This window comes from Pelomonas dachongensis (assembly GCF_043555865.1).
Lineage (GTDB): Bacteria > Pseudomonadota > Gammaproteobacteria > Burkholderiales > Burkholderiaceae_C > Pelomonas > Pelomonas dachongensis.
In genome coordinates this window covers 65,887-87,942 of sequence record NZ_JBIGHY010000006.1, presented here as the reverse complement: position 1 = coordinate 87,942, position 22,056 = coordinate 65,887, and the positions used below count along the sequence as shown (strand labels likewise).

General features: G+C 68.0%; 14 protein-coding genes. 12 read left to right on the top strand and 2 right to left on the bottom strand.

Annotation, left to right across the window (positions count from 1 at the left end; translation table 11 throughout):
* The first annotated feature begins 180 nt into the window (after positions 1–180).
* Together ACG02S_RS16780 and ACG02S_RS16775 are read left to right on the top strand one after the other, a co-directional pair.
* Positions 181–2,010 carry a rhamnogalacturonan lyase B N-terminal domain-containing protein gene (locus ACG02S_RS16780; RefSeq protein ID WP_394471624.1) on the top strand — a complete coding sequence of 610 codons (1,830 nt, stop codon included), beginning with the start codon at positions 181–183 and terminating at the stop codon, positions 2,008–2,010.
* Between the two features lie 11 nt (positions 2,011–2,021).
* On the top strand, positions 2,022–2,681 hold the full coding sequence (locus ACG02S_RS16775; RefSeq protein WP_394471623.1) for a PEP-CTERM sorting domain-containing protein: 660 nt from the start codon (positions 2,022–2,024) through the stop codon (positions 2,679–2,681).
* 70 nt (positions 2,682–2,751) lie between these two features.
* On the opposite strand, the gene ACG02S_RS16770 is transcribed toward ACG02S_RS16775, so the two are convergent.
* Positions 2,752–4,137 carry an FGGY-family carbohydrate kinase gene (locus ACG02S_RS16770; protein WP_394471622.1) on the bottom strand — a complete coding sequence of 462 codons (1,386 nt, stop codon included), beginning with the start codon at positions 4,135–4,137 and terminating at the stop codon, positions 2,752–2,754.
* A gap of 10 nt (positions 4,138–4,147) precedes the next feature.
* Entirely contained in the window at positions 4,148–5,017 is an 870-nt protein-coding gene (locus ACG02S_RS16765; RefSeq protein WP_394471621.1) for a DeoR/GlpR family DNA-binding transcription regulator, read from the bottom strand.
* Positions 5,018–5,468: 451 nt separating this feature from the next.
* On the opposite strand from ACG02S_RS16765, the gene ACG02S_RS16760 reads away from it, so the two are divergent.
* The 10 genes from ACG02S_RS16760 (at position 5,469) to ACG02S_RS16715 (ending at position 22,052) form a co-directional block, all read left to right on the top strand.
* A complete protein-coding gene (locus tag ACG02S_RS16760) occupies positions 5,469–7,577 on the top strand; it encodes a bifunctional rhamnulose-1-phosphate aldolase/short-chain dehydrogenase (RefSeq protein ID WP_394471620.1) in 2,109 nt (702 codons plus the stop codon).
* A gap of 14 nt (positions 7,578–7,591) precedes the next feature.
* The gene (gene rhaI, locus ACG02S_RS16755) at positions 7,592–8,890 is read left to right on the top strand and encodes an L-rhamnose catabolism isomerase (RefSeq protein ID WP_394471619.1); all 1,299 of its coding nucleotides are present in this window, start codon (positions 7,592–7,594) and stop codon (positions 8,888–8,890) included.
* On the top strand, positions 8,890–10,272 hold the full coding sequence (locus tag ACG02S_RS16750; RefSeq protein ID WP_394471618.1) for a glycoside hydrolase family 28 protein: 1,383 nt from the start codon (positions 8,890–8,892) through the stop codon (positions 10,270–10,272). Before rhaI ends, ACG02S_RS16750 begins: the two co-directional genes overlap by 1 nt.
* 13 nt (positions 10,273–10,285) lie before the next feature.
* Positions 10,286–10,609: an L-rhamnose mutarotase gene (locus ACG02S_RS16745; RefSeq protein WP_394471617.1), complete on the top strand. Its 324-nt coding sequence runs from the start codon at positions 10,286–10,288 to the stop codon at positions 10,607–10,609.
* The gene (locus ACG02S_RS16740; protein ID WP_394471616.1) at positions 10,573–11,328 is read left to right on the top strand and encodes a DUF6250 domain-containing protein; all 756 of its coding nucleotides are present in this window, start codon (positions 10,573–10,575) and stop codon (positions 11,326–11,328) included. Before ACG02S_RS16745 ends, ACG02S_RS16740 begins: the two co-directional genes overlap by 37 nt.
* Positions 11,325–12,914, top strand: coding sequence for an alpha-N-arabinofuranosidase (locus ACG02S_RS16735; protein WP_394471615.1), 1,590 nt, complete (start codon positions 11,325–11,327; stop codon positions 12,912–12,914). The genes ACG02S_RS16740 and ACG02S_RS16735 overlap by 4 nt, the downstream gene beginning before the upstream one ends.
* A 76-nt stretch (positions 12,915–12,990) precedes the next feature.
* Positions 12,991–15,744, top strand: a complete 2,754-nt coding sequence (locus tag ACG02S_RS16730; RefSeq protein WP_394471614.1) for an exo-rhamnogalacturonan lyase family protein — start codon at positions 12,991–12,993, stop codon at positions 15,742–15,744.
* 119 nt (positions 15,745–15,863) lie between these two features.
* A complete protein-coding gene (locus ACG02S_RS16725; protein WP_394471613.1) occupies positions 15,864–16,022 on the top strand; it encodes a hypothetical protein in 159 nt (52 codons plus the stop codon).
* Positions 16,023–16,743: 721 nt separating this feature from the next.
* The gene (locus ACG02S_RS16720) at positions 16,744–19,674 is read left to right on the top strand and encodes a DUF4982 domain-containing protein (RefSeq protein WP_394471612.1); all 2,931 of its coding nucleotides are present in this window, start codon (positions 16,744–16,746) and stop codon (positions 19,672–19,674) included.
* On the top strand, positions 19,671–22,052 hold the full coding sequence (locus ACG02S_RS16715) for a glycoside hydrolase family 95 protein (protein ID WP_394471611.1): 2,382 nt from the start codon (positions 19,671–19,673) through the stop codon (positions 22,050–22,052). Before ACG02S_RS16720 ends, ACG02S_RS16715 begins: the two co-directional genes overlap by 4 nt.
* The last annotated feature ends 4 nt before the right edge of the window (positions 22,053–22,056 follow it).

Genomic DNA, 22,056 nt, shown 5'->3' with positions numbered 1-22,056 from the left:
CCGACGGCCATCACCTATGCCGGCCAGGGCATAGCGCCACGCATGGGAACGCTCGCTACGGGATAGGCCCGGCCAAACGCTCACGCGGTTGAGTACACGGCGACCGGGTGCCTGCCTAGAGTCCGCTGCGACCGGCGGCAACCCCGTCAGGTCGTGAAAAAAGACACACCAGGAGACTTCATGAACACCACAAGTTCGCGCCCGGCCTGGGCGCGATGGATGGCCACGGCCCTGCTCGCTGCCACGGCCTCGCCGGTCGCGCTGGCAGCCTTCAGCATCACCACCGTCCACGACAACAACAACCCGGCACGGCCGCAGTACATCATCGACACCGATGGCGGCCTGGTGTTCAAGGTGCGCGGCTGGGACGCCAGCAGCACCACCGCCATCGGCGACCTGTCCAGCATGGTGTACAAGGGCGTGGAGTACGCCGACCCGTCGCGCGGCACGCAGCTGAACTCCGGCGCCGACTGGCTCTACAACGGCGTGGGCGCCGTGGGCCTGAAGGTCGAGGCCGTCAGCGCCAACGGCGCCGTGACGCCCGCTGCCACCACCAACGGCGGCGTTGTCAACGCGAGCGACTACATCCGCGTCACGCTGACCAGCACCAGCACCAAGGGCGGCGTGCTGACGCACTACTACGTGGTGAAGCGCGGCGAGTCCAACATCCACATGGGCACGCACTTCACCGAGCAGCCCGACGTGCACGGTCTGGTGCGCTTCATCGCGCGCATCCCGGTGTCCAAGCTGCCCAACGGCGGCCCGGCGCATGCCGCCGGCGGCCTGATCACCTACGGCGGCGAGAGCTTCTGGGCCGAGGACCTGCGCGGCACCAGCGGCGCCATCGAGGCCAGCGACGTGTTCGGCTTCCCCGCCACGGACGCGCGCTACGGCCAGACCCGCTCCAAGCACTACGCCAACCGTCGCCTGAAGGACTGGGAGTTCGTCGGCGGCACCGGCCCCGGCGTGGGCGTCTGGTTCTGGCGCGACAACAACGAGGGCGGCTCCAGCGGCCCCTTCTACCGCAGCCTGCTGCAGCAGATCACCAGCACCACCAACGAGCTGACCTACATCGTCAACTACGGCGAGGCGCAGACGGAGCCGTTCCGGCTGAACGTGCTGAACACGTACACGATGATCTTCAACGACGGCACGGTGCCGACCGCCAGGCCCGACACCAGCTGGTACGGGCAGGTCGGCATGGTCGGCTACGTGCCGCCGGTCGGCCGTGGATCGGTCAGCGTGGCTGGCCTGACGAACCGTCTGCCGGGCGTGCCGTACACGGTGGGCTTCGCCAACTCGCAGGCGCAGTACTGGGCCGACGCCGACCCGGTGGACGGCCACTTCACGGCCACCGGCATGCTGCCGGGCAACTACACGATGACCGTCTACAAGGGTGAGCTCGCCGTGCAGACCGCCAGCGTGACGGTGACCGCCAACGCCAACTACGCGATGAACCCGGTGGCCATCACGGCCGACCCAGAGACCACGCCGGCCCTGTGGCGCATTGGCCGCTGGGACGGCACGCCGCAAGAGTTCATCAACGGCGACAAGCTGACCTTCATGCACCCCAGCGACGTGCGCATGGCGTCGTGGAACGTCGGCCCCTTCGTCGTCGGCCAGTCCAACGCCGCCACGCAATGGCCCGCCTACCAGTGGAAGGACGTCAACAACGGCCTGCAGGTGCGGTTCGTGCTCAAGCGGGGCCAGAACACGGCGCCGCTGCGACTGCGCCTGGGCATCTCGGCCGACTTCGCCGGCGCCCGCCCGCAGGTCACGGTCAACAGCTGGAACTCCGCCATCCCACCGGCACCACCCAAGGTGTCGCGCAACCTGACGGTCGGCACCTACCGCGGCTTCAACCGCACCTACACGTTCGACATCCCCGCCAACCAGCTGGTCGTCGGCACCAACGTGCTGACCATCAACACGGTCAGCGGTACCGCGGGCGCCCGCTTCCTGAGCCCGGCGCTGTCGTTCGACGCCATCGACCTCGTGAACGCGAACTGAACAAGAACATCATGAAAAGCAAACTCATCTCCCTGATGGCTGCGCTGATCGCAGCGCCCGCGATGGCCGCCGTCGTGCAGACCACCGGCGCCGGCAGCGCCACGCCGGGTGCGACGCATCTGGTCTACGCCGCTGACTTCGAGACCAACACCAACCTCGACAACCCCTGGAGCGAGGGCGGGCTGACGGTGCGGCACACAGGCTTTGCCAACGACAACGGCGGCTGCGGCTACGCCGGCCTGGACTGCCTTGTCGATCCAGCCGACGTTTACACCGAGAAGTTCAGCGGCAACTTCTTCGGCACCGCCGGCACGAACGCCTATGTGTCCATTGCCACCGACGGCCCCAACCTGCATGGCATCGAGTTCGCGGTGGGCTCCGGCTACGCCAGCATCCACGTGCTGTGGCAGACGCTTCTGGACGGCGTGGTCACCGGCACCGGCCGTGCCTCGCTGGGCAGCCAGTTGGTCGGCGAAGTGCTGGGCCTGCAAGATGCAGCCGGCTTCGACGAGGTGCGCGTGTTCACCTTCGACAGCGCCACCGACACCAGCGGCTACAGCCGCGCCGAGATCGACAGCGTGCGGGGCTTCACCATCCCCGAGCCCGGCTCGCTGGCGCTGGCATCGCTGGCCGGCCTGGGCCTGATCGGCGCGCGCCGCCGCCGTCGCTGATCACGTCAGCACCAACGCAAAGGGCCGACTTCGCGAGAGGCCGGCCCTTTTGTGTTGTGAGGCAGGGAAGTCAGCGTGCGCCGGCCTGTGCCCGCCACGCGTCACGATAGCCATGCCAGCCCGGCGGATTCCACGCGGGTACCGACGCCGCCGCGCCCTCGGCCTGGCGGCCCCAGGCGTCCAGCAGCCAGGCGCCGCAGGTGGTGCCGCTGCTGTCGTCGGACACGGTCACGTCACGGCCTCCATCCACGCCAGCCAGGCCGGCCAGCAGCGGGCCGAACTCCGCGTTGGCGGTGAAGGCGCCCTCCACGACCACGCGCCCGCTGGCACCCAGCGCGTCCAGGCAGTGGTCAGTCATCAGCACCACATACAGCGTGGCCAGCGCCGCGCGCTCGGCCGCCGTCTTGGCCAGCGGGCCCACGAAACGTCCCACCTGACCGGCGAACGGACCACCCGTCTCGGCAAAACAGGGCAAGGCGAGCGTGCCTTGTGCGATCAGTCGCTCGACATCGGCACGCTCGAACGGCGCCGGCTGCGTGCCGGCGATGGCGCCAAACTCACGCCCACCCATGAAGCGCATGCAGGGCACGGGGGCCCCGAACACATCACAGTTGGCCAGCATGTCCTGGGCCTCCACCAGCGGCCGGGTCGCCGAGCCCAGCGCCGCGGCGATGAGCCAGGTGCCGGTGGACAGCACGGTGCAGGGGCCGCTCTGTTGCAGCGTCAGCAGGTGGCGCAGCAACGACGCGTTGCTGTCGTGGATGCCGCAGACGATCTCGCAGTCGGCGCTGAGGCCGGTGCGCTGCGCCAGCTCGGGCTTGATGCGGCCCAGCCGCGCCCAGGCATCGCGGCGCGGCGGGAACAGGTGCTGCCAGCCGTGCGCTTCGACCAGCGACGACCAACGACCTTCGGCCGGTTGCCACAGGTCGGTGTGGCAACCGAGTGAAGTGACCTCGCTGGCGGCCACGCCGCACAGGCGCCAGGCCCAGTACTGCGGGTACATCAGCACATGGCGGGTGCGCGCGAACTCGGCCGGGAAATGCGCTTGCAGCCAGTCCAGCTGGCGGCCCAGATTCAGGCCCGCAGGCAGCCGGGGTGAGCCGCTGGTGTCGAACCCCGGCCGCAGCGCGTCGTAGCGCGCCACGTCGGCAGGGTCATCGAACTCGTGCTCGTAGTCGGGCACCGGCAGCACCAGATCGTCGTCACCCACCAGCGCCGCGGTGGCGCCGTGCGTGACCGGCACGATGGCCCGGATGTCGGCCTGGCTGGCCAGCTCGGCCAGTTGGCCCATCATCCAGGTCCAAAGCCGCTCGGTGTCGCAGTGCGGGTAGGGCCCGACGCGGCGCACGGTGTTGGGCGTGCGCACCTCGGCCAGCGTCCTGCCGGCAGCGTCGATGAGGGTGAGCTTGGCGTTGGTCTTGCCGATGTCGAGGACGACGGTGCCCGTCTGTTTCATGCTGAGGTGTTCAGTGCGGCGTGGTGGCGTAGGGGCTGGCATCCAGCACGCCGGCGAAGTCATGGCCCAGCGCCGCCGCGTGCACGTCCTGGGGGTCGACGGCCTCCGGCTCGACAGTGATGACGCGCACGCCGTAGTGCTCCAGCAGCTGCACGGCACTGTCAGACGCGCCGGTGTCGGTGATGACCGTGGACACGCGGTTCAGCCCGCACAACACCAGCCCGGCCTTGCGCGCGAACTTGGAGCTGTCGACCAGCACGACCAGTTCTTCTGCCTGGCCGATCAGGCGCTTCTCGGCCTGGATCAGCAGCGGGTCGGCTTCCATCAGGCCCAGGATGCTCAGGCCGTAGACGCCCATGAACATCTTGGCCGCATAGTGGTGCTGGGCGACGTCGTTCTCGAACGGGCTGAGGATGACGTTCTGCTCGCGGTAGACCTTGCCGCCGGGCAGGATGATCTCGTTGTCGCTGGTCAGCAGCAGGCGCTGCGCCATCAGGAACGAATTGGTCAGGATCTTCAGCTGCTTCTCGACGAGAAAGTCAGCCATCATGAACGTGGTGCTGCCGCCGTTGATGATGATGGTTTCGCCGTTATTGCACATCGACGTGGCATAACGGGCGATGGCACGTTTGGCAGCAGTATGTTGCTGAATATTGTTTTGAAAAGTCTCGCTGGACAGCGTGTATGACTTTTTCTTTTGTTCCAGCCGCTGCGCACCGCCGCGGGTGCGGGTCAGCTGGTTTTTGGCGGCCAGCCAGGAAATATCCCGGCGCACGGTTGCGGCAGATGCCGACAACCACTCCATCAATTGCTGAACGCTGGCGTGCTCACGCTCGTCCAGCAGCTTCAGCAGACGCTTGTGTCGCTTGTGATTGATCATGGAAGCCACCTTGCTGTCGGGCGCCTTCCGGGTCGAGGGCGACCGTTGTCTCTTGGGAGTTGCCCGACCTCGTAGGGTGGGCATCGCTTTGCCGGATCAGGCCTTCATCGGCCCTCTCTCGGGTCACGCCCCGTGAGAGCATCACCGGGCGCCGTCGCCATGTTGCACTGCAATCAAGATCGCTCAGGTTGCAGGGTGAAACACAGTTCCGAAAGCAGATTACGTCAATCCCAAGGGGGCGTCAATCACGAAACGCTCACGGCCGTGAGCGTTTCGTGAGCGTTTGCTTGTGCAGCGCAGCATTCGATCATCCTTTTGATTTTGCTCACGCACGCTGCGCATGAGCCCGGGTTTGAGTCCACACTGCGGCCCGTTTCACCCGTGGAGAACGGGCACCGGGCCGCATGTCGCGGCCACGCTGACGAACGACGCACTGATCACAGGCAAGCTCATGACTGCAAATTCCCAAACCCCCGCACAACCACCGATCGCCTCCAAGTGGGATGACGCCGTTGCCGCCAAGCTGAGCGAGCCGGAACTGCTGCTGTACCGCTCCAACCTGTTGGGCTCGGACCTGCGCGTGACCAATTTCGGCGGCGGCAATACCTCGGCCAAGGTCATGATGCGCGACCACCTGACCGGTGAAGACGTGTTGGTGCTGTGGGTCAAGGGGTCGGGCGGCGACCTGGGCAGTATCAAGCTGGACGGTTTCTCCACGCTCTACATGGACAAGCTGAATGCGCTGAAGAAGCGTTATCGCGGCCTGGAGCATGAAGACGAGATGGTGGATTACCTGCCGCACTGCACGTTCAATCTGAACCCGCGTGCCGCGAGTATCGATACCCCCCTGCACGCCTATATCCCGAAGGCGCATGTCGACCACATGCACCCGGACGCCATCATCGCCATCGCCGCCTGCGCCGACAGCAAGCGCCTGACCGAAGTGATCTTCGGCGGCCAGCTGGGCTGGCTGCCCTGGCAGCGCCCCGGCTACGACCTCGGCCTGAAGCTGGAAGCACTGGCCACGTCGCAACCGAACCTGAAGGGCATCATCCTGGAAGGCCACGGCCTGTTCACCTGGGGTGACACCGCCAAGTCCTGCTACGAGATCACGCTGGACATGATCCGCCTGGCCGAGCAGTGGCTGAACGAGAACATCAAGCAGCCGGTGTTCGGTGGCGTGAAGACCGTGACGCTGGCCGCCGAGCAGCGCGCTGCCATCGCCGCCAAGCTGATGCCCGCGCTGCGCGGCCGCATCAGCGCCGACGAGCGCAAGCTGGGCGACTTCAACGACAGCGCCGCGGTGCTGGAGTTCGTCGGCAGCAACGACCTGGAGAAGCTGGCCGCGCTGGGCACCTCGTGCCCCGACCACTTCCTGCGCACCAAGATCCGCCCGCTGGTGCTGGACTTCGACCCCAGCAACCCCGATGTGGACGCCGTGCTGGCCGGCCTGGACGCCGCGCTGGAAGCCTACCGCGCCGACTACCGCGCCTACCACGAGCGTTGCAAGCGCCCGACCAGCCCGGCCGTGCGTGATGCCAACCCCATCATCTACCTGATCCCCGGCGTCGGCATGCTGTCCTTCGCCAAGGACAAGGCCACCGCACGCATCGCCGGCGAGTTCTACATCAATGCCATCAACGTGATGCGTGGTGCGAACGGCGTCGACAAGTACGTCGGCCTGCCCGAGCAGGAAGCCTTCGACATCGAGTACTGGCTGCTCGAAGAAGCCAAGCTGCAGCGCATGCCCAAGCCCAAGAGCCTGGCCGGCCGCGTGGCCCTGGTCACCGGCGGTGCCGGTGGCATCGGCCAGGCCGTTGCCCGCCAGCTGCTGCAGGAAGGTGCCTGCGTCATGCTGACCGACATCGACGCCGGTGCGCTGGAAGAAGCCAAGGCCAACCTGCTGAAGGTCGGCGGCAAGGACGCCATTGCCACCGTGCAGGGCAACATCACGTCCGAAGCTGAAGTGGAAGCCGTGCTGACGGCCACCGCGCTGCGCTTCGGCGGCCTGGACATCCTCGTGTCCAACGCCGGTATCGCTTCCGCCGCCCCGCTGGAAGACACGACGCTGGAGATCTGGCAACGCAACCAGGACATCCTGGTCACCGGCTACTTCCTGGTCGGCCGTGGCGCCTTCCGCCTGATGAAGCAGCAGAAGACTGGCGGCTCGATGGTGTTCGTGGCCAGCAAGAACGGCCTCGTTGCTTCGGCTGGCGCGTCCGCCTACTGCACGGCCAAGGCGGCCGAGATCCACCTGGCCCGCTGCATCGCGCTGGAAGGCGCGTCGGTCGGCGTGCGCGTCAACGTCGTCAACCCCGACGCCGTCATCCGCGGCTCGCGCATCTGGGACGGCAAGTGGAAGGAAGAGCGTGCCGCGTCGAACAAGATCGACAGCGACAACATCGAAGAGTTCTACCGTCAGCGCAGCATGCTCAAGCTCAGCGTGCTGCCCGAGGACATCGCCGAAGCGGTGTACTTCCTGGCCAGTGACAAGTCCGGCAAGAGCACGGGCAACATCCTCAACGTCGACGCCGGCAACGCTGCCGCCTTCACGCGTTGAACCAGGAGACATCCATGACCAAGCAAATGATTGACGCGGCCCAGGTCGAGCAACACAACGCCAAGCAGCGCGCCGAGCTGCAAGCCGACTACGACGCGCTGGGCGGCATGCTGTCCCGCCGCGGCGTGGACATTGAGGCCCTCACCGCCAAGGCCCAAACCTTCGGCGTGGCCGTGCCCAGCTGGGGCGCCGGCACGGGCGGCACGCGCTTCGCGCGCTTCCCCGGCAAGGGCGAGCCGCGTGACGTGACCGAGAAGCTGGAAGACTGCGCCGTCATCAACCAGCTGACGCGCGCCACGCCCGCCGTGTCGCTGCACTTCCCCTGGGACAAGCCGAGCGACCCGAAGGCCCTGCGCGAGCAGGCCGACGAGCTGGGCCTGGGCTTTGACGCTGTCAACAGCAACACCTTCCAGGACCAGGCCGGCCAGCCCGCCACCTACAAGTTCGGCAGCCTGACCAGCACCAACAAGGCCTCGCGCGAGCTGGCCGTGCAGCACAACATCGACTGCATCGAGCTGGGCAAGACGCTGGGCTCCAAGGGCCTGACGGTGTGGGTGGGCGACGGCGCCAACTTCCCCGGCCAGAGCAACCTGCGCGGCGCGCTGGAGCGCTACATCGACAGCGCCAAGGGCATCTACGACGCGCTGCCCGATGACTGGCAGATGTACATCGAGCACAAGCTGTTCGAGCCGGCGTTCTACTGCTCCGTCATCGCCGACTGGGGCACCAGCTTCGCCGTCGCGCAGACGCTGGGCCCGAAGGCCAAGTGCCTGGTGGACCTGGGCCACCACGCCCCGAACACCAACATCGAGATGATCGTGGCGCGCCTGGCGCAGTTCGGCAAGCTCGGCGGCTTCCACTTCAACGACAGCAAGTACGGCGACGACGACCTGGACTCGGGCTCCATCGACCCGTTCCAGCTGTTCCTGATCTTCAACGAGCTGGCGGATTCGCAGGCCCGTGACGGTGCCGGCTTCAACCCGTCGTACATGCTGGACCAGTCGCACAACGTGACCGATCCCATCGAGAGCCTGATGAGCAGCGCCGTCGAAGTGCAGCGCGCCTTCGTGCAGGCGTCGATGGTGGACCGCGTGGCGCTCGCCGGCTTCCAGGAAAGCAACGACGTGCTGCAGGCCGCGCAGACGCTGAAGAAGGCTTTCCGCACCGACGTGAGCCCCATCCTCGCGATGGCCCGCCTGCGTTCGGGCGGCGCGATCGACCCGGTGGCGACTTACCGCGCTGCCGGTTATCGCGAGCAAGTGGCCATCAAGCGTCCCCCGAAGGCGGGCGCATCCGGCTCCGGCATCGTCTGATGACGCGGGCTTGCGTGCAAGCGCAGGCCTACGGTGCACGCGGCGACGGGTGCACCCTCAACACCCGCGCCCTGCAGGCCGCCATCGACGCGGCGGCCCTGCAAGGCGCGGAGTTGCGTCTGGGCCCCGGCGTCTACCTGACCGGCGCGCTGTTCCTGAAGAGCGGCATGACGCTGCGGCTGGACCGCGGCGCCACGTTACTGGGCTCGCGCCACCTGGCCGACTACCCGCTGCTGCCCACCCGCGTGGCCGGCATTGAGATGCGCTGGCCGGCCGCGCTCGTCAACATCTACGGCGAGCATGACGTGGGCGTCGTCGGCGAAGGATGCATCGACGGCGACGGCAAGGTCTTCTGGGACAGCTACTGGGCGCTGCGTGCCACCTACGAGCCGCGCGGCCTGCGCTGGGCGTCGGACTACGACTGCCAGCGGCCCCGCCTGATCCAGGTCTTCGAGTCGGCCCGCGTGAACATCGGCGAGGGCCTGCTGCTGCGCCGCTCAGGCTTCTGGACGCTGCACCTCTGCTACAGCGAGGACGTGACCGTCGACGGCGTCACCATCCGCAACAACGAGGACGCGCACGGCCCGTCCACCGACGGCATCGACATCGACTCGTCGCGACGCGTGACCATCCGCCACGCCGATATCGCCGTCAACGACGATGCACTGTGCCTGAAGGCCGGCCGCGACGCTGACGGCCTGCGCGTGGCGCGTGTCTGCGAGGACATCAGCATCAGCGACTGCATCGTCCGCGAGGGCGCGGCCGGCCTGACCTTCGGCAGCGAGACCTCGGGGGGCCTGCGGCGCATCAACGCCCAGCGCATCGCCGTGCACGCGCCCGTGCCGGTGGGCCTGCTGTTCAAGAGCGCGCCGACGCGCGGCGGCTTCGTCGAGGACGTGTCCATCAGCGACCTGAGCCTGCACAACGTGCCGGTCGCCATGCGCGCGACGATGAACTGGAACCCCGCCTACAGCCAGGCGCGGATCCCCGAGGCGGAACTGCCCAACGCCCCGCCCTACTGGCAGACCCTGGCGCAGCCCGTGCCGCGCGAGCGAGGCCGCACGCGCGTCGAAGGCGTGCGCATCCAGCGTCTCGTCGCGCGCGGCGCGCAAACCGCGTTCGAGGTCGACGCGACGGCCGAGGTGCCGTTGCGCCGCTTCGACTTCCGCGCGCTGGACATTGAGGCCGTACGCGGCGGCCATGTGCAGGACGCGCTGGCCTGGCATTTCGACGACGCCTGTCGCCTGCAGCTGGGTGAGCCCCTGCGCGCAGGCGCCAGCTGCCAGCTCGACGGGCTCGCACCCACCCATTGGCATGTGGACGCCGCGCTGAAACGACGCGATGTGTCCGACCGGCCCATGGCCGAACAAGACGTTCTCTAGGAGACAAGCAGACATGAGCGACGAGATTCGCGCCTTCAAGATGCAGCTCAAACCCGGCGTGGTCGCCGAGTACAAGAAGCGCCACGACGAGCTGTGGCCCGACCTGGCCGAGGCGCTGCGCGGCGCTGGCATCCACGACTATTCGATCTTTCTGGACGAGAGCACGCTGAGCCTGTTCGCGGTGCTGAAGCTCAAGCCGGGCATGCCCATCGCCGAGCTGCCAACGCTGCCCGTCATGCGCCGCTGGTGGGACTACATGGCCCCGCTGATGGAAGTGGAACCCGACAACAAGCCGCGCCAATGGGACCTGCCCTCCGTCTTCCACTTTGCGGGCTGATCCTCGCTGCGCCGCTCGTTGCAGCGGCTTGGTGCGAGGCGCCAAAAAAGCTGGATCAGATCGCCACTGACGACTTCCGCGCCGGCCTCAAGCACTGGCGCCTCGAAGCCGAGGACGCGCGCGCCGTCGTCACGGCTGAGAACGGCGTGCTGGACATCGCCACGCCGGCCGGCCTGAGCCTGTGGTGGCGCGAGCCGCTGGGCGGCGACTACGCTATCCGCTTCACTGCCGTGGCGCTGCCCGCGCCGGCCAGTGCCGGAGAACACGCCGGCCGCATCTCGGACCTGAACATGTTCTGGAATGCGTTGGAGGCTGACGGCAGCGAACCGTATCCCCGCACCGGCAAGTTCGCTGGCTACGACACGCTGCCGACCTACTACGTCGGCTTTGGCGCCAATGCCAACATGACGACGCGGCTGCGACATTACACGGGCAGCCAGAAGCGGCTGCTGGCCGGCTTTGCCGACGGCGCCATCGCCGAACCGAACGAGCAGCCGATGACGCTGCAAACCCGTCTGCACCTGGGCAAACCGCTCAGCGTCGAGATTGTTTCGCGCCACCCCACGCCTGACAACGCTGTTCACCTGCGCTGGCGCGCCGACAGCAACGAACTCTTTACACGGGCGGACGCCAATGCGCGGCTGCACGGCTACTTCGCGCTGAGGACAACAGCCAGCCGGTTGCAGATCAGAGATTTCCAGATCCTCCAATGCCGATGAAAAACCTGCTCCCCGCCCTCAGCCTCGCCCTCAGTTCCTTGACGTCGTTCGCTGTGCCGGCGGCGGAGCCGGTCAAGATCGACATCCAGGCCGACAAGCCCGGCCCGGTCATTGCGCGCCAGATCTACGGCCAGTTCGCCGAGCACCTGGGCGCCGGCATCTACGAAGGCCTGTGGGTCGGCACGGACAGCAAGATCCCCAACGTGCGCGGCTGGCGCAGCGATGTCGTCAACGCACTGAAGGCCATCAAGGTGCCCGTGCTGCGCTGGCCCGGCGGCTGCTTCGCCGACGAGTACCACTGGCGCGACGGCATCGGCCCGCAGGCGCAACGTCCGCCGCGCGTCAACACCAGCTGGGGCGGCGTCATCGAGCCCAACACCGTTGGCACGCACGAGTTCATGGACCTGGCTGACCAGCTCGGCACCGAGGTCTACATCAACGCCAACCTCGGCTCCGGCACCGTGCAGGAAATGGCCCAGTGGCTGGAGTACCTGACCGCTGAAGGCGACACCGCGCTGGCGCGCGAGCGCCGTGCCAACGGACGCGACAAGCCCTGGAAGGTGCACTACTGGGGCATCGGAAACGAGAGCTGGGGCTGCGGCGGCAACATGAAGCCGGCCTACTACGTGGACCAGTACAAGCAATGGGCCACCTTCGCCAAGGCACCTCGCGGCAACCGACCCAAGCTGATCGCCAGCGGCGGCCAGGAGCTGGAGCTGCACTGGACCCAGACGCTCAGCGCCGAGGTCAAGCAGATGAGCGCCATCACCCACCACCAGTACTCGCTGCCCACGCGCGACTGGAAGAAGAAGGGCGCGGCCGTGGGCTTTCCCGAGGCCGAATGGATCTCCACGCTGGCCGTGCCGCAGACCATCGACGGCTACCTCGCCAAGCACCGCGAGATCCTGGACCGCAACGATCCGGCCAAGAAGTTCGCCATCTACTTCGACGAGTGGGGCAGTTGGTACGACCCCGAGCCGGGCACCGACCCCGGCTTCCTCGTCCAGCGCAACACGCTGCGCGACGCCGTGCTGGCCGCGCTGCACTTCCACGTCTTCCACCGCCACGCCGACCGCGTGAAGATGGCCAACCTCGCACAGATGGTCAACGTGCTGCAGGCCGTGGTGCTGACCGACAAGGAGCGCATGGTGCTGACGCCGACGTACCACGCGTTCGCGATGCACCTGCCCTTCATGGACGCGACCTCGCTGCCGGTGCAGCTGAGCGGCGTGCCGACGTACACGCTCGGACCCAAGGCGCCAGTCGTCGTGCCCGTCAATGCAAGCAGCAACTACGCCATCCCGGCCTTGAGCGCCAGCGCCGCCCAGTCGACGGACGGCAAGCTCATCCTGAGCCTGACCAACACCCACCCCAGGCAAGACCTGGCGGTGCAGCTCGCCGTCGGCGGCAAGGCCGTGCGCGCCGTGACCGGCCAGTTGTTGACCGCTGCGTCCATGGACGCCCAGAACTGGTACGACGCCCCTGACCGCGTGAAGCCCCAGCCTTTCAAGACTGACGCGAAGAACGGCGTGCTGGCGCTGAATGTGCCGGCCAAGTCCGTTCTGGTGCTGGAAGTCCAGCCCTGAGGCACATGCTGGCCTTCGTGAAGGCCTTGCCCGACCGCACTTTGGCTCCCCGAGCCGCCTCTCCTTCGGAGTTCCCATGTCCTCGATGACCCCCTCCCGCCGCGGCTTCCTGCAGACCACGGCGGCGGCCTCGCTCGCCTCCACCTTGCCGCCGCTGGGCCACGCGGCCACGGCCAACCTGCCCGGCCAACCTGCCAAGCCGGTGACTGAAACCGCGCTGCAGTGGCTGGACGGCCAGCCGCCCGCGCGCTTCGAGGGCACGACCCTCGGCGTGCCTTGGCCACGCGGCCAGGTGCGCAAGCCCGCGGCAGGGCAGGCGCTGCAGTTCCGCGTAGCCGGCGCCAACCTGCCGGTGCAGTCATGGCCGCTGGCCTACTGGCCCGACGGTTCGCTGAAGTGGACGGCCCACGCCGTCGGCGGCGGCGCGCCAGCGGCGGGCCTGAAGCTGGAGCCCGGCGCGTCACTCGCCGGCAACCTCAGCGTGAAGCAGAGCGATGCGCAGATCGTCGTCAGCGCGGGCGACCTGAGCTGGACCATCCCAACACGCGGCGAGCACCTGATCGCCGAGGCCACACGCGCCGGCCGCGTCACGCTGAAGGCCGTCAAGCTCGTCGCGCTGCGGCAGGACGGCGCCGAGCTGGAAGGTGAAGGCGGCGTCGCGCGCCAGGCCTTCACCAGCAAGGTCACGGCCGTCACCGTCGAGCAACGCGGACCGGTGCGCGCGGTCGTCAAGCTGGACGGCATGCACACCGCCAGCAGTCAGGCAAAGGGCCGCGACTGGCTGCCCTTTTCCGTGCGGCTGTACTTCCACGCGGGGTCCGACAGCGTGCGCATCGTGCACACATTCATCTTCGACGGCGTGCCCGCCCAGGACTACATCGCCGGTCTGGGCGTGACGGCGCAGGTGCCGATGACCGACGCCTCTCACGACCGTCACGTCCGCTTCTCGGGCGAGGACATCGGTGTGTGGGGCGAGGCTGTGCGTCCCATCACAGGCCTGCGCCGCGACCCTGGCCAGGCCTTCAAGGACGCGCAGGTCGCCGGCCGCGCGCTGCCGCCGCTGTCGGGCATGGCGAAGACCGTGCAGGATGGGTTGAAGTGGATCCCCGAGTGGAATGACTTCTCGCTGTCGCAGGCCCATGCGGACGGCTTCAGCGTGCGCAAGCGCACGGCCGCCGGCCACGCGTGGATCGACGCCAACGCCGGCCACCGGACCAAGGGGCTGGTCTACGCCGGCGGCGCGTCCGGCGGCGTCGCGCTGGGCTTCAAGGACTTCTGGCAGCGCGCCCCCGTGCGGCTGGATGTGCGCGGCGCCGCCACGGCCACCGCGGAGGTAACCGCGTGGCTGTGGTCGCCGTCTGCCCCGGCGATGGACATGCGCTCCTACCGCTCGGCGGGTGAGATGGACACGTTCCAGGAGCAGATCGAAGGCCTCAACATCACCTACGAGGACTACGAAGCCGGCTGGGACGACGCGCACGGCGTCGCCCGCACCAGCGAGCTGGTGCTGTGGGCCCTGCCCGCGACGCCGTCGCACCAGGCCTTCTCCGACATGGCCGAGCAGGTCGCCAACCCGGCGCGCCTGGTGCTGTCGCCGCAGCGGCTGCACGCCGCCGCCGTGTTCGGCGACTGGGATCCGGCCGACCGCAGCACGCCCGCGCGCAAGCTCATCGAAGACCGCATGTCGGTTCAGCTGGACCAGTACCTGAAGGAGATCGAACAACACCGCTGGTATGGCTTCTGGAACTACGGCGATGTCATGCACGCCTACGACGCCGACCGGCACATGTGGCGCTACGACATCGGCGGCTACGCCTGGGACAACTCGGAGTTGTCGACCGACCTGTGGCTCTGGACCAGCTACCTGCGCACCGGCCGCGCCGACGTGTTCAAGATGGCCGAGGCGATGACCCGCCACACCGGCGAGGTGGACGTGTATCACCTGGGCCGCTTCAAGGGCTTCGGCACGCGTCACGGTGTGCAGCACTGGTCAGACTCGTCCAAGCAGCCGCGCGTCTCCAACGCCGCCTACCGCCGCATCTACTTCTACTTGACCGCCGACGAGCGCTGCGGCGACCTGATCCGCGAACTGCTGGAGTCCGACGCCGACATCGACAAGGTCGACATCTCGCGCAAGTTGCCCAAGGACCCCGCGCGCGCCTCGGCACCGGGCCTGCCCAACGCATCCTTCGGCACCACGTGGGGCTCGTGGATCGCCGCCTGGCTGACCGAGTGGGAGCGCACCGGCGACAAGCGCTGGCGCGACAAGCTCGTGAACGGCATGCAGAGCATCGGCGACCTGAAGCGCCGCTGGTTCGCCGGCGGCGCGCCCTACGACGCCAAGACCGGCAAGTTCGAGGGGCCCGGGGACCATGTCTCCATCTCCCACCTGAACGGCGTGTTCGGCGTCATCGAGATGAGTTCAGAGTTGCTGACGCTGGTGGACGTCCCCGCCTACCGCAAGGCCTGGCTGGAGTACTGCCGCTACTACAACGCGCCCCGGGCAGAGCTGACCGCGCTGCTGGGCAAGGACCCCGGCAAGCTCAACCTGGCCGACACCGGCTCGCGCATGACGGCCTATGCCGCATTCCACGAGAAGGACCGCGCGCTGGCGCTTCGCGCCTGGCGGGAGTTCTTCTCGTCGAACGCGCTCAAGGGCGACGGCCGCACGCGGCGTATCGGCGGGGTGGATGTGCTGCGGCCGCTGGACGAGCAGCCGGGCATCAGCACCAACGGCTCGGCGCAGTGGGGGCTGGCGGCCATCCAGAACCTGGCGCTGGTGGGCGACTCGCTGGACGAAGCCGCCAAAGCGGCCGGACTGGTGTCGTGACGTTGACCCGCTGCGCCGCGCTGGCCGCAACGGCGGGCCTGGCCTGCTGCGCCACGATGCGGACGCCCTTGTTGACGCAGTCGCTGTAGAAGCGGTTGACGCCCGTCGAGGGGTTGTTCGTGTCGGACATCGAGGTGCTGGAAGCGAAGCACGTGAGCCGGCTGCGGATCGGGGCGTCACTGCCAATCCGCAGCGTGAGCGTGCAGCGCGTGAAGGTGGAGACGCTGCTGGGTGAGGCGCATGACCATCGGCATGCTGTCGAGGTTTCGGTGTTGTGACTCGTTGCAGTTGCTTTGTGGAAATGCCCAGCCGGGAGTTCGCCCCAGCGGGCGACCTTCTTTTTCAGCGACCAAGAAGAAAGCAAAAAGTCGCGCCTGCTCCGTCGCCGCTTCGCTGCGCTGCGGGGTCCCCTGCGATGCTCGGAACGCAGGGCCGCGCCGAACTCGCTTCGCTACGCTCCGCTCAAACAGGCGGCGCGAAGTCAGTCCTTGATGCGCGCTTCGCGCGAGCCCGGGGCTCCTGCGGTTCTCGGCTCCTCCAAAGGGGGGTGATGGAACAGCCGGAACAGCCGGAAAAGCCAGCTGCCTCGGGTCGGAATCTCGAGGTCACTCGCGCACGCCGACTGGTGGTTGGTAGTTTTCTTCCCCCCTTTAGCAACGCCGAGGAACGCAAGGTCTTGAGTGCGTTTGCGCAGCGCACTTCAAGAACTGACTCCGCACGGTGGTTCGAGCAGAACGTAGCGGCGCGAGTTCCGCGCGGGCCCTCAAGACCTGATGTACTGAGGCAGGACCGAGCACACGACCTGCGTGCTGTGCGACGCCTGCCGAAGGAATTGCCGCTTGCTAGCAAGGCGCGCAGGGAACCCCGAGCAACGCGAGGGGCGGTGCGGCCGGGGCGCCTTCTTTGGTTACTTTGTTGTGCGCACGAGAAAGTGACTCGCCCGCGCGGGCGAAGTCCCCGCTGGGCCTCCCCACAAAGCCATAACAACGAGACAAACACATGAAGCGCCTCCTGCTCATCGCCACCCTGCTGGCCACGACGCAAGCCCACGCCGCCCGCGAGGTCTACAACTTCAACCCGGGCTGGCGCCTGCACGTCGGCGACGCGACTGGTGCGGAAGCTCCAACATTCGACGACAAAGCCTGGAAGCCCGTCACCCTCCCCCGCGCCTGGAACGAAGACGATGCGTTCGCCAAGGACATCGTCGACCACAGCACCGGCATCGCCTGGTACCGCAAGCGCTTCACGCTCCCCAACGACGTTGCAAACCGCAAGGTCTTCATCGAGTTTGAAGGCGCCAGGCAAGCCGCTGAAGTGTTCGTCAACGGGCAGCGCGTGGGCCTGCACGAAAACGGCGTCACCGCCTTCGGCTTCGACCTGAGCGCGGTCATGAAGCCCGGCGACAACCTCATCGCCGTGCGCACGGACAACCGCTGGGACTACCGCGAGCAGGCGACGAACCAGCGCTACCAGTGGGCCGACCGCAACTTCAACGCCAACTACGGCGGCCTGCCCAAGAACCTGCGGCTGCACGTTACCGACAAGCTCTACCAGACGCTGCCGCTGTTCTCCAATCTCGGCACCACCGGCGTCTATGTGCACGCGGCGGACTTCGACCACAAGGCCGGCCGCGCCACCATCACCGCCGAAGCCCAGGTGCGAAACGAGAACCAGGCCGCGCAGCGCTTCGGTTTCGATGTGACGCTGCGTGACGCGCAGGGCAAGGCCATCGCCACCTTCAAAGCGCCGGTACAAACGGTTGCCGCTGGCGCCACCACCACCGTCACCGCCAAGGCGCCGGTCAACGGCCTGCAGTTCTGGAGCTGGGGGGACGGCGCGCTGTACGACGTCGAGACCACGTTGACCGTCAACGGCAAGCCCACCGACAAAGTCGTCACGCGCACGGGCTTTCGCCAGACCGAGTTCGCCAACGGCATGGTCAAGCTCAACGGCCGCGTCATTCAGTTCAAGGGCTACGCGCAGCGCACGTCCAACGAATGGCCGGCCATCGGACTGTCGGTGCCCGCCTGGCTCAGCGACCACAGCAACGGCCAGATGCTGGCCAGCAACGCCAACCTCGTGCGCTGGATGCACACGGCGCCTTGGAAGCAGGACGTGGACTCGCTGGACCGCATAGGCCTGATGCAGGCCATGCCCGCCGGGGACTCCGAGGCTGACGTGACCGGCCGGCGCTGGGAGCAGCGCATGGAGGCCATGCGCGACGCCATCATCTACTTCCGCAACAGCCCCAGCATCGTCATGTACGAGGCAGGCAACCGGGGCGTCAGCGCCGAACACATGGCCGAGGTCAAGGCCATTCGCGACCGCTACGACCCGCACGGCGGCCGCGCGGCCGGCAGCCGCGAGATGCTGACCAAGGCGCTGCAGGACGTGGCCGAGTGGGGCGGCGAGATGCTCTACATCAACAAGAGCGCGCGCCGCCCGCTGTGGGCCACCGAGTACTCGCGCGACGAAGGCGCCCGCAAGTTCTGGGACGAGCTGAGCCCACCCTTCCACAAGAACGGCGACGGCCCGCCGTACAAAGGCCAGCCGGCGTCCGGCTACAACCACAACCAGGACTCGCACGCGCTGGAGAACGTGCGCCGCTGGGTGGACTACTGGCGCGAACGCCCCGGCACCGGCACGCGCGTGTCGTCGGGCGGCGTCAACATCATCTTCAGCGACAGCAACACCCACCACCGCGGCGCCGAGAACTACCGCCGCAGCGGCGAGGTCGACGCCATGCGCATCCCGAAGGACGGCTTCTTCGCGCACCAGGTGATGTGGGACGGCTGGGTGGACGTGGAACGGCCCAGAGCGCATCTGATCGGCCACTGGAACTACGCGGCCGGCACGGTCAAGACGGTCACCGTGATCTCCAGCGCAGCGCGCGTGCTGCTGACGCTGAACGGCAAGCCGCTGGGCGCGGCCGAGGCGAGTGCGCCTTTCGTCTTCAGCTTCCCCGGCGTGGCCTTCGAGCCCGGTGAGCTGCGCGCCATCGGGCTGGACAAGGACGGCCGCAAGGTCTGCGAAGACGTCCGCATCACCGCCGGCGCCCCCGCCGCGCTGAAGCTGACCGCGCAGACCCACCCGCAAGGCCTGCAGGCCGATGGCGCCGACCTGGCGCTGGTGCAGGTGGAAGTCGTCGATGCGCAAGGCCGGCGCAACCCCATCGCGCTGGACACCGTGAAGTTCACGCTGGACGGCCCAGCCGAATGGCGCGGTGGCATTGCGCAGGGGCCGGGCAACTTCGTGCTGGCCAAGGAACTGCCGGTGGAAGGAGGCGTGAACCGCGTGCTGGTGCGCAGCACCACCGAGGCGGGCGCCATCACATTGCGCGTCGAGGCGCAGGGCCTCGCGCCTGCCGTCGTCGAACTGCGCTCGCAGCCGGTCGCCGTCAGCGGTGGGCTGTCCCGTCGCATGCCGGCGGACGGCGTGCCGGCGCAATCCGTGCGTGGTCCTACGCCCGCCACGCCGTCATTCACCGTCAGCCGCGTGGCCGTGCCGGTGGCCAGCGCCACGGCCGACAGCGGCAGCGCAGCCAGTGCGTTCGACGACGACGAATCCACCGCCTGGACCAGCGAGGCGGGCAAAGGCGCCCTACAGTTCCGCCTCGCCGAACCCGCCACGCTCAGCGAGATCACGCTGAAGCTGGGCGGCTGGCGCGAGCGCCGCTACCCGCTGCGCATCAGCGTCGATGGCGTGGAAGTCTGGCGTGGCCTGACCGACCGCAGCCTGGGCTACGTCACGCTGCCGCTGAAACCCCGGCGCGGTCAGAACGTCACCATCGAGCTGACTGGCGACGCACAGGGAGGTGCGGCAACCACGAACACCGAAGTCGCCAACCAGAAGATCGTCGACACCGGCGCCGCCCGACTGGGCCGCGGTGTCCTGTCCATCGTCGAAGCCGAGTTCTATCGCCAACCATGAGCAAGCACACCCGTCGCCACTGGCTGCAACAACAGACGGCCCAGGCCGGCCTGCTGCGCTTCGGCGCGCCGCTCGCCCCTCTGTTCGCCGCGCCCGTGGCCAGCGCCGAGGACGACAAGCCACAGCCCCACCGCCTCTGGTACCGCCGCCCCGCCGACGAATGGGTGCAGGCGCTGCCGGTGGGCAACGGGCGGCTGGGTGCGATGGTCTTCGGCGGCACGCATACGGAGCGGCTGCAGCTCAACGAGAACAGCTTCTTTTCCGGCGGCCCCTACGACACGACCAACCCGAAGGCCCGCGAAGGCCTGCCCAAGGTGCGCGAGCTGATCTTTGCCGGCCGCTACGCCGATGCCGAGAAGCTGGCCAACGAGACGCTGCTGGGCGTGCCCAACGGGCAGATGACCTACCAGCCGCTGGCCGAGCTGCTGCTGGTCTTTCCCGGCCTGGACGGCGTGCGCGGCTACGAGCGCAGCCTGGATCTGGACGAGGCCGTTGCCACCACGCGCTTCCATGCCGGCAGCGCGACGCTGACGCGCGAGGTCTATGCCTCGGCGGCCGACCAGCTCATCGTCGTGCGCTTGGCAGCCGACAAGCCCAGGTGGATCACCACCGACATCACGCTGAATGCGCCGCACCAGAAGACCAGCGGCGGTGAAGGCAACCACACGCTGTGGGTGGCGGGCATCAGCCCCACGGTGCGCGGCATCGAGGGCCGGCTGCCGTTCGAGTGCCGGCTGCAGGTCATCGCACGCGGCGGCAAGGTCTCGGCTCGCAACGGCGGCCTGTTCGTGCAGGGTGCGGACGAGGTATTCATCCTCATCGCCGGCGCCACCGGCTACAAGCGCTTTGACGACATCTCGGCCAATCCCGCTGCACTCAACCAGCAGACCCTGGCTGCAGCCGTCGCCCGTGGCCCGGAGGCACTGCGCGAGACGCACCGCGCCGACCACCAGCAGCTGTTCCAGCGCGTAGCCATCGACCTCGGCGCCGGGCCCAACGGCAAGCTGCCCACCGATGAGCGCATCGCCCGTTTCGCCGAGGGACAGGACCCGGGCCTGGCCGCGCTGTACCTGCAGTACGCCCGCTACCTGCTGCTGTCCTGCTCGAGGCCGGGCTCGCGCTTCCCGGCCAACCTGCAGGGGCTGTGGAACGAAAAGACCAATCCGTCGTGGGGGTCCAAATGGACCATCAATATCAACACGGAGATGAACTACTGGCCCGCCGAGCTGTGCAACATCGGCGAGACGGTGGAGCCGCTGTTCGCGATGGTGGAAGACCTGGCCGTCAGCGGCGCCAAGGTGGCACGCGCGATGTTCGATGCACCGGGCTGGGTAACCTTCCACAACACCGACGGCTGGCGCGTCGCGGCGCCCACCGACGGCGCCAAGTGGGGCCTGTGGCCCATGGGCGGCGTGTGGCTGGTGAACACGCTGTGGGAGAGCTGGCTGTTCCGCCGCGACGCCGCCGTGCTCAAGCGCCTGTACCCGCTGATGAAAGGCGCCGCCGAGTTCCAGCTCGCCACTCTGGTGAAGGACCCCAAGAGCAGCTACATGGTCACCAGCCCCAGCGTGTCACCCGAGAACAGCCACCCGCACGGCTCCTCCGTCTGTGCCGGCCCGGCGATGGACAGCCAGTTGCTGCGCGACCTGTTCGCCTACTGCGCCGAGGCCGCGCGCGAGCTGCGTACCGACCGCCCCTTCGCGCGAGACTGCCTGGCCATGCGCGACCGCCTGCCGCCCGACCGCATCGGCAAGGCCGGCCAGTTGCAGGAGTGGATGGAGGACTGGGACATGGAGGCGCCCGAGCTGCAGCACCGCCATGTGTCGCACCTGTACGCGATGTACCCGTCGGCGCAGATCACGCCCGAGGACACACCCGCCTTCGCCGCCGCCGCGCGCAACGTGATGGATCGCCGCGGCGACGACACCACCGGCTGGGGCATCGGCTGGCGCATCAACCTGTGGGCGCGGCTGAAAGACGGCGAGCACGCCTACGCCACGCTGAACCGCCTGCTGCACCCCAGCCGCAGCTACCCCAACCTGTTCGACGCCCACCCGCCGTTCCAGATCGACGGCAACTTCGGCGGCGCGGCCGGCATCGCCGAGATGCTGCTGCAGTCGCACCGCGGCCGCATCCAGCTGCTGCCGGCGCTGCCCAAGGCCTGGCCGGCAGGCAGTATCAGCGGCCTGTGTGCGCGTGGCGGCTTCGAGCTGGCCTTCAGCTGGCAGGGCGGCGAGCTGCAGGCGCTGAGGATCACCAGCGGCAAAAATGGCGGCAGTACCGAGCTGCGCTGGCCCGGCGGCAAACTGCCGCTGAAGCTCGCGGCCGGCCAGACCGCCCGATTCGAGCGCCGCAACGGCGCGCTGCAACGCATTTGAAAGT

Bases quoted from the DNA above. Each gene is read 5' to 3' on its own strand.
- ACG02S_RS16775 (WP_394471623.1), top strand. From the start codon at position 2,022: ATGAAAAGCAAACTCATCTCCCTGATGGCTGCGCTGATCGCAGCGCCC.
- ACG02S_RS16780 (WP_394471624.1), top strand. From the start codon at position 181: ATGAACACCACAAGTTCGCGCCCGGCCTGGGCGCGATGGATGGCCACG.
- ACG02S_RS16770 (WP_394471622.1), bottom strand. From the start codon at position 4,137: ATGAAACAGACGGGCACCGTCGTCCTCGACATCGGCAAGACCAACGCC.
- ACG02S_RS16720 (WP_394471612.1), top strand. From the start codon at position 16,744: ATGAAGCGCCTCCTGCTCATCGCCACCCTGCTGGCCACGACGCAAGCC.
- ACG02S_RS16730 (WP_394471614.1), top strand. From the start codon at position 12,991: ATGTCCTCGATGACCCCCTCCCGCCGCGGCTTCCTGCAGACCACGGCG.
- rhaI (WP_394471619.1), top strand. From the start codon at position 7,592: ATGACCAAGCAAATGATTGACGCGGCCCAGGTCGAGCAACACAACGCC.
- ACG02S_RS16745 (WP_394471617.1), top strand. From the start codon at position 10,286: ATGAGCGACGAGATTCGCGCCTTCAAGATGCAGCTCAAACCCGGCGTG.
- ACG02S_RS16750 (WP_394471618.1), top strand. From the start codon at position 8,890: ATGACGCGGGCTTGCGTGCAAGCGCAGGCCTACGGTGCACGCGGCGAC.
- ACG02S_RS16735 (WP_394471615.1), top strand. From the start codon at position 11,325: ATGAAAAACCTGCTCCCCGCCCTCAGCCTCGCCCTCAGTTCCTTGACG.
- ACG02S_RS16765 (WP_394471621.1), bottom strand. From the start codon at position 5,017: ATGATCAATCACAAGCGACACAAGCGTCTGCTGAAGCTGCTGGACGAG.
- ACG02S_RS16760 (WP_394471620.1), top strand. From the start codon at position 5,469: ATGACTGCAAATTCCCAAACCCCCGCACAACCACCGATCGCCTCCAAG.
- ACG02S_RS16715 (WP_394471611.1), top strand. From the start codon at position 19,671: ATGAGCAAGCACACCCGTCGCCACTGGCTGCAACAACAGACGGCCCAG.
- ACG02S_RS16740 (WP_394471616.1), top strand. From the start codon at position 10,573: ATGGGACCTGCCCTCCGTCTTCCACTTTGCGGGCTGATCCTCGCTGCG.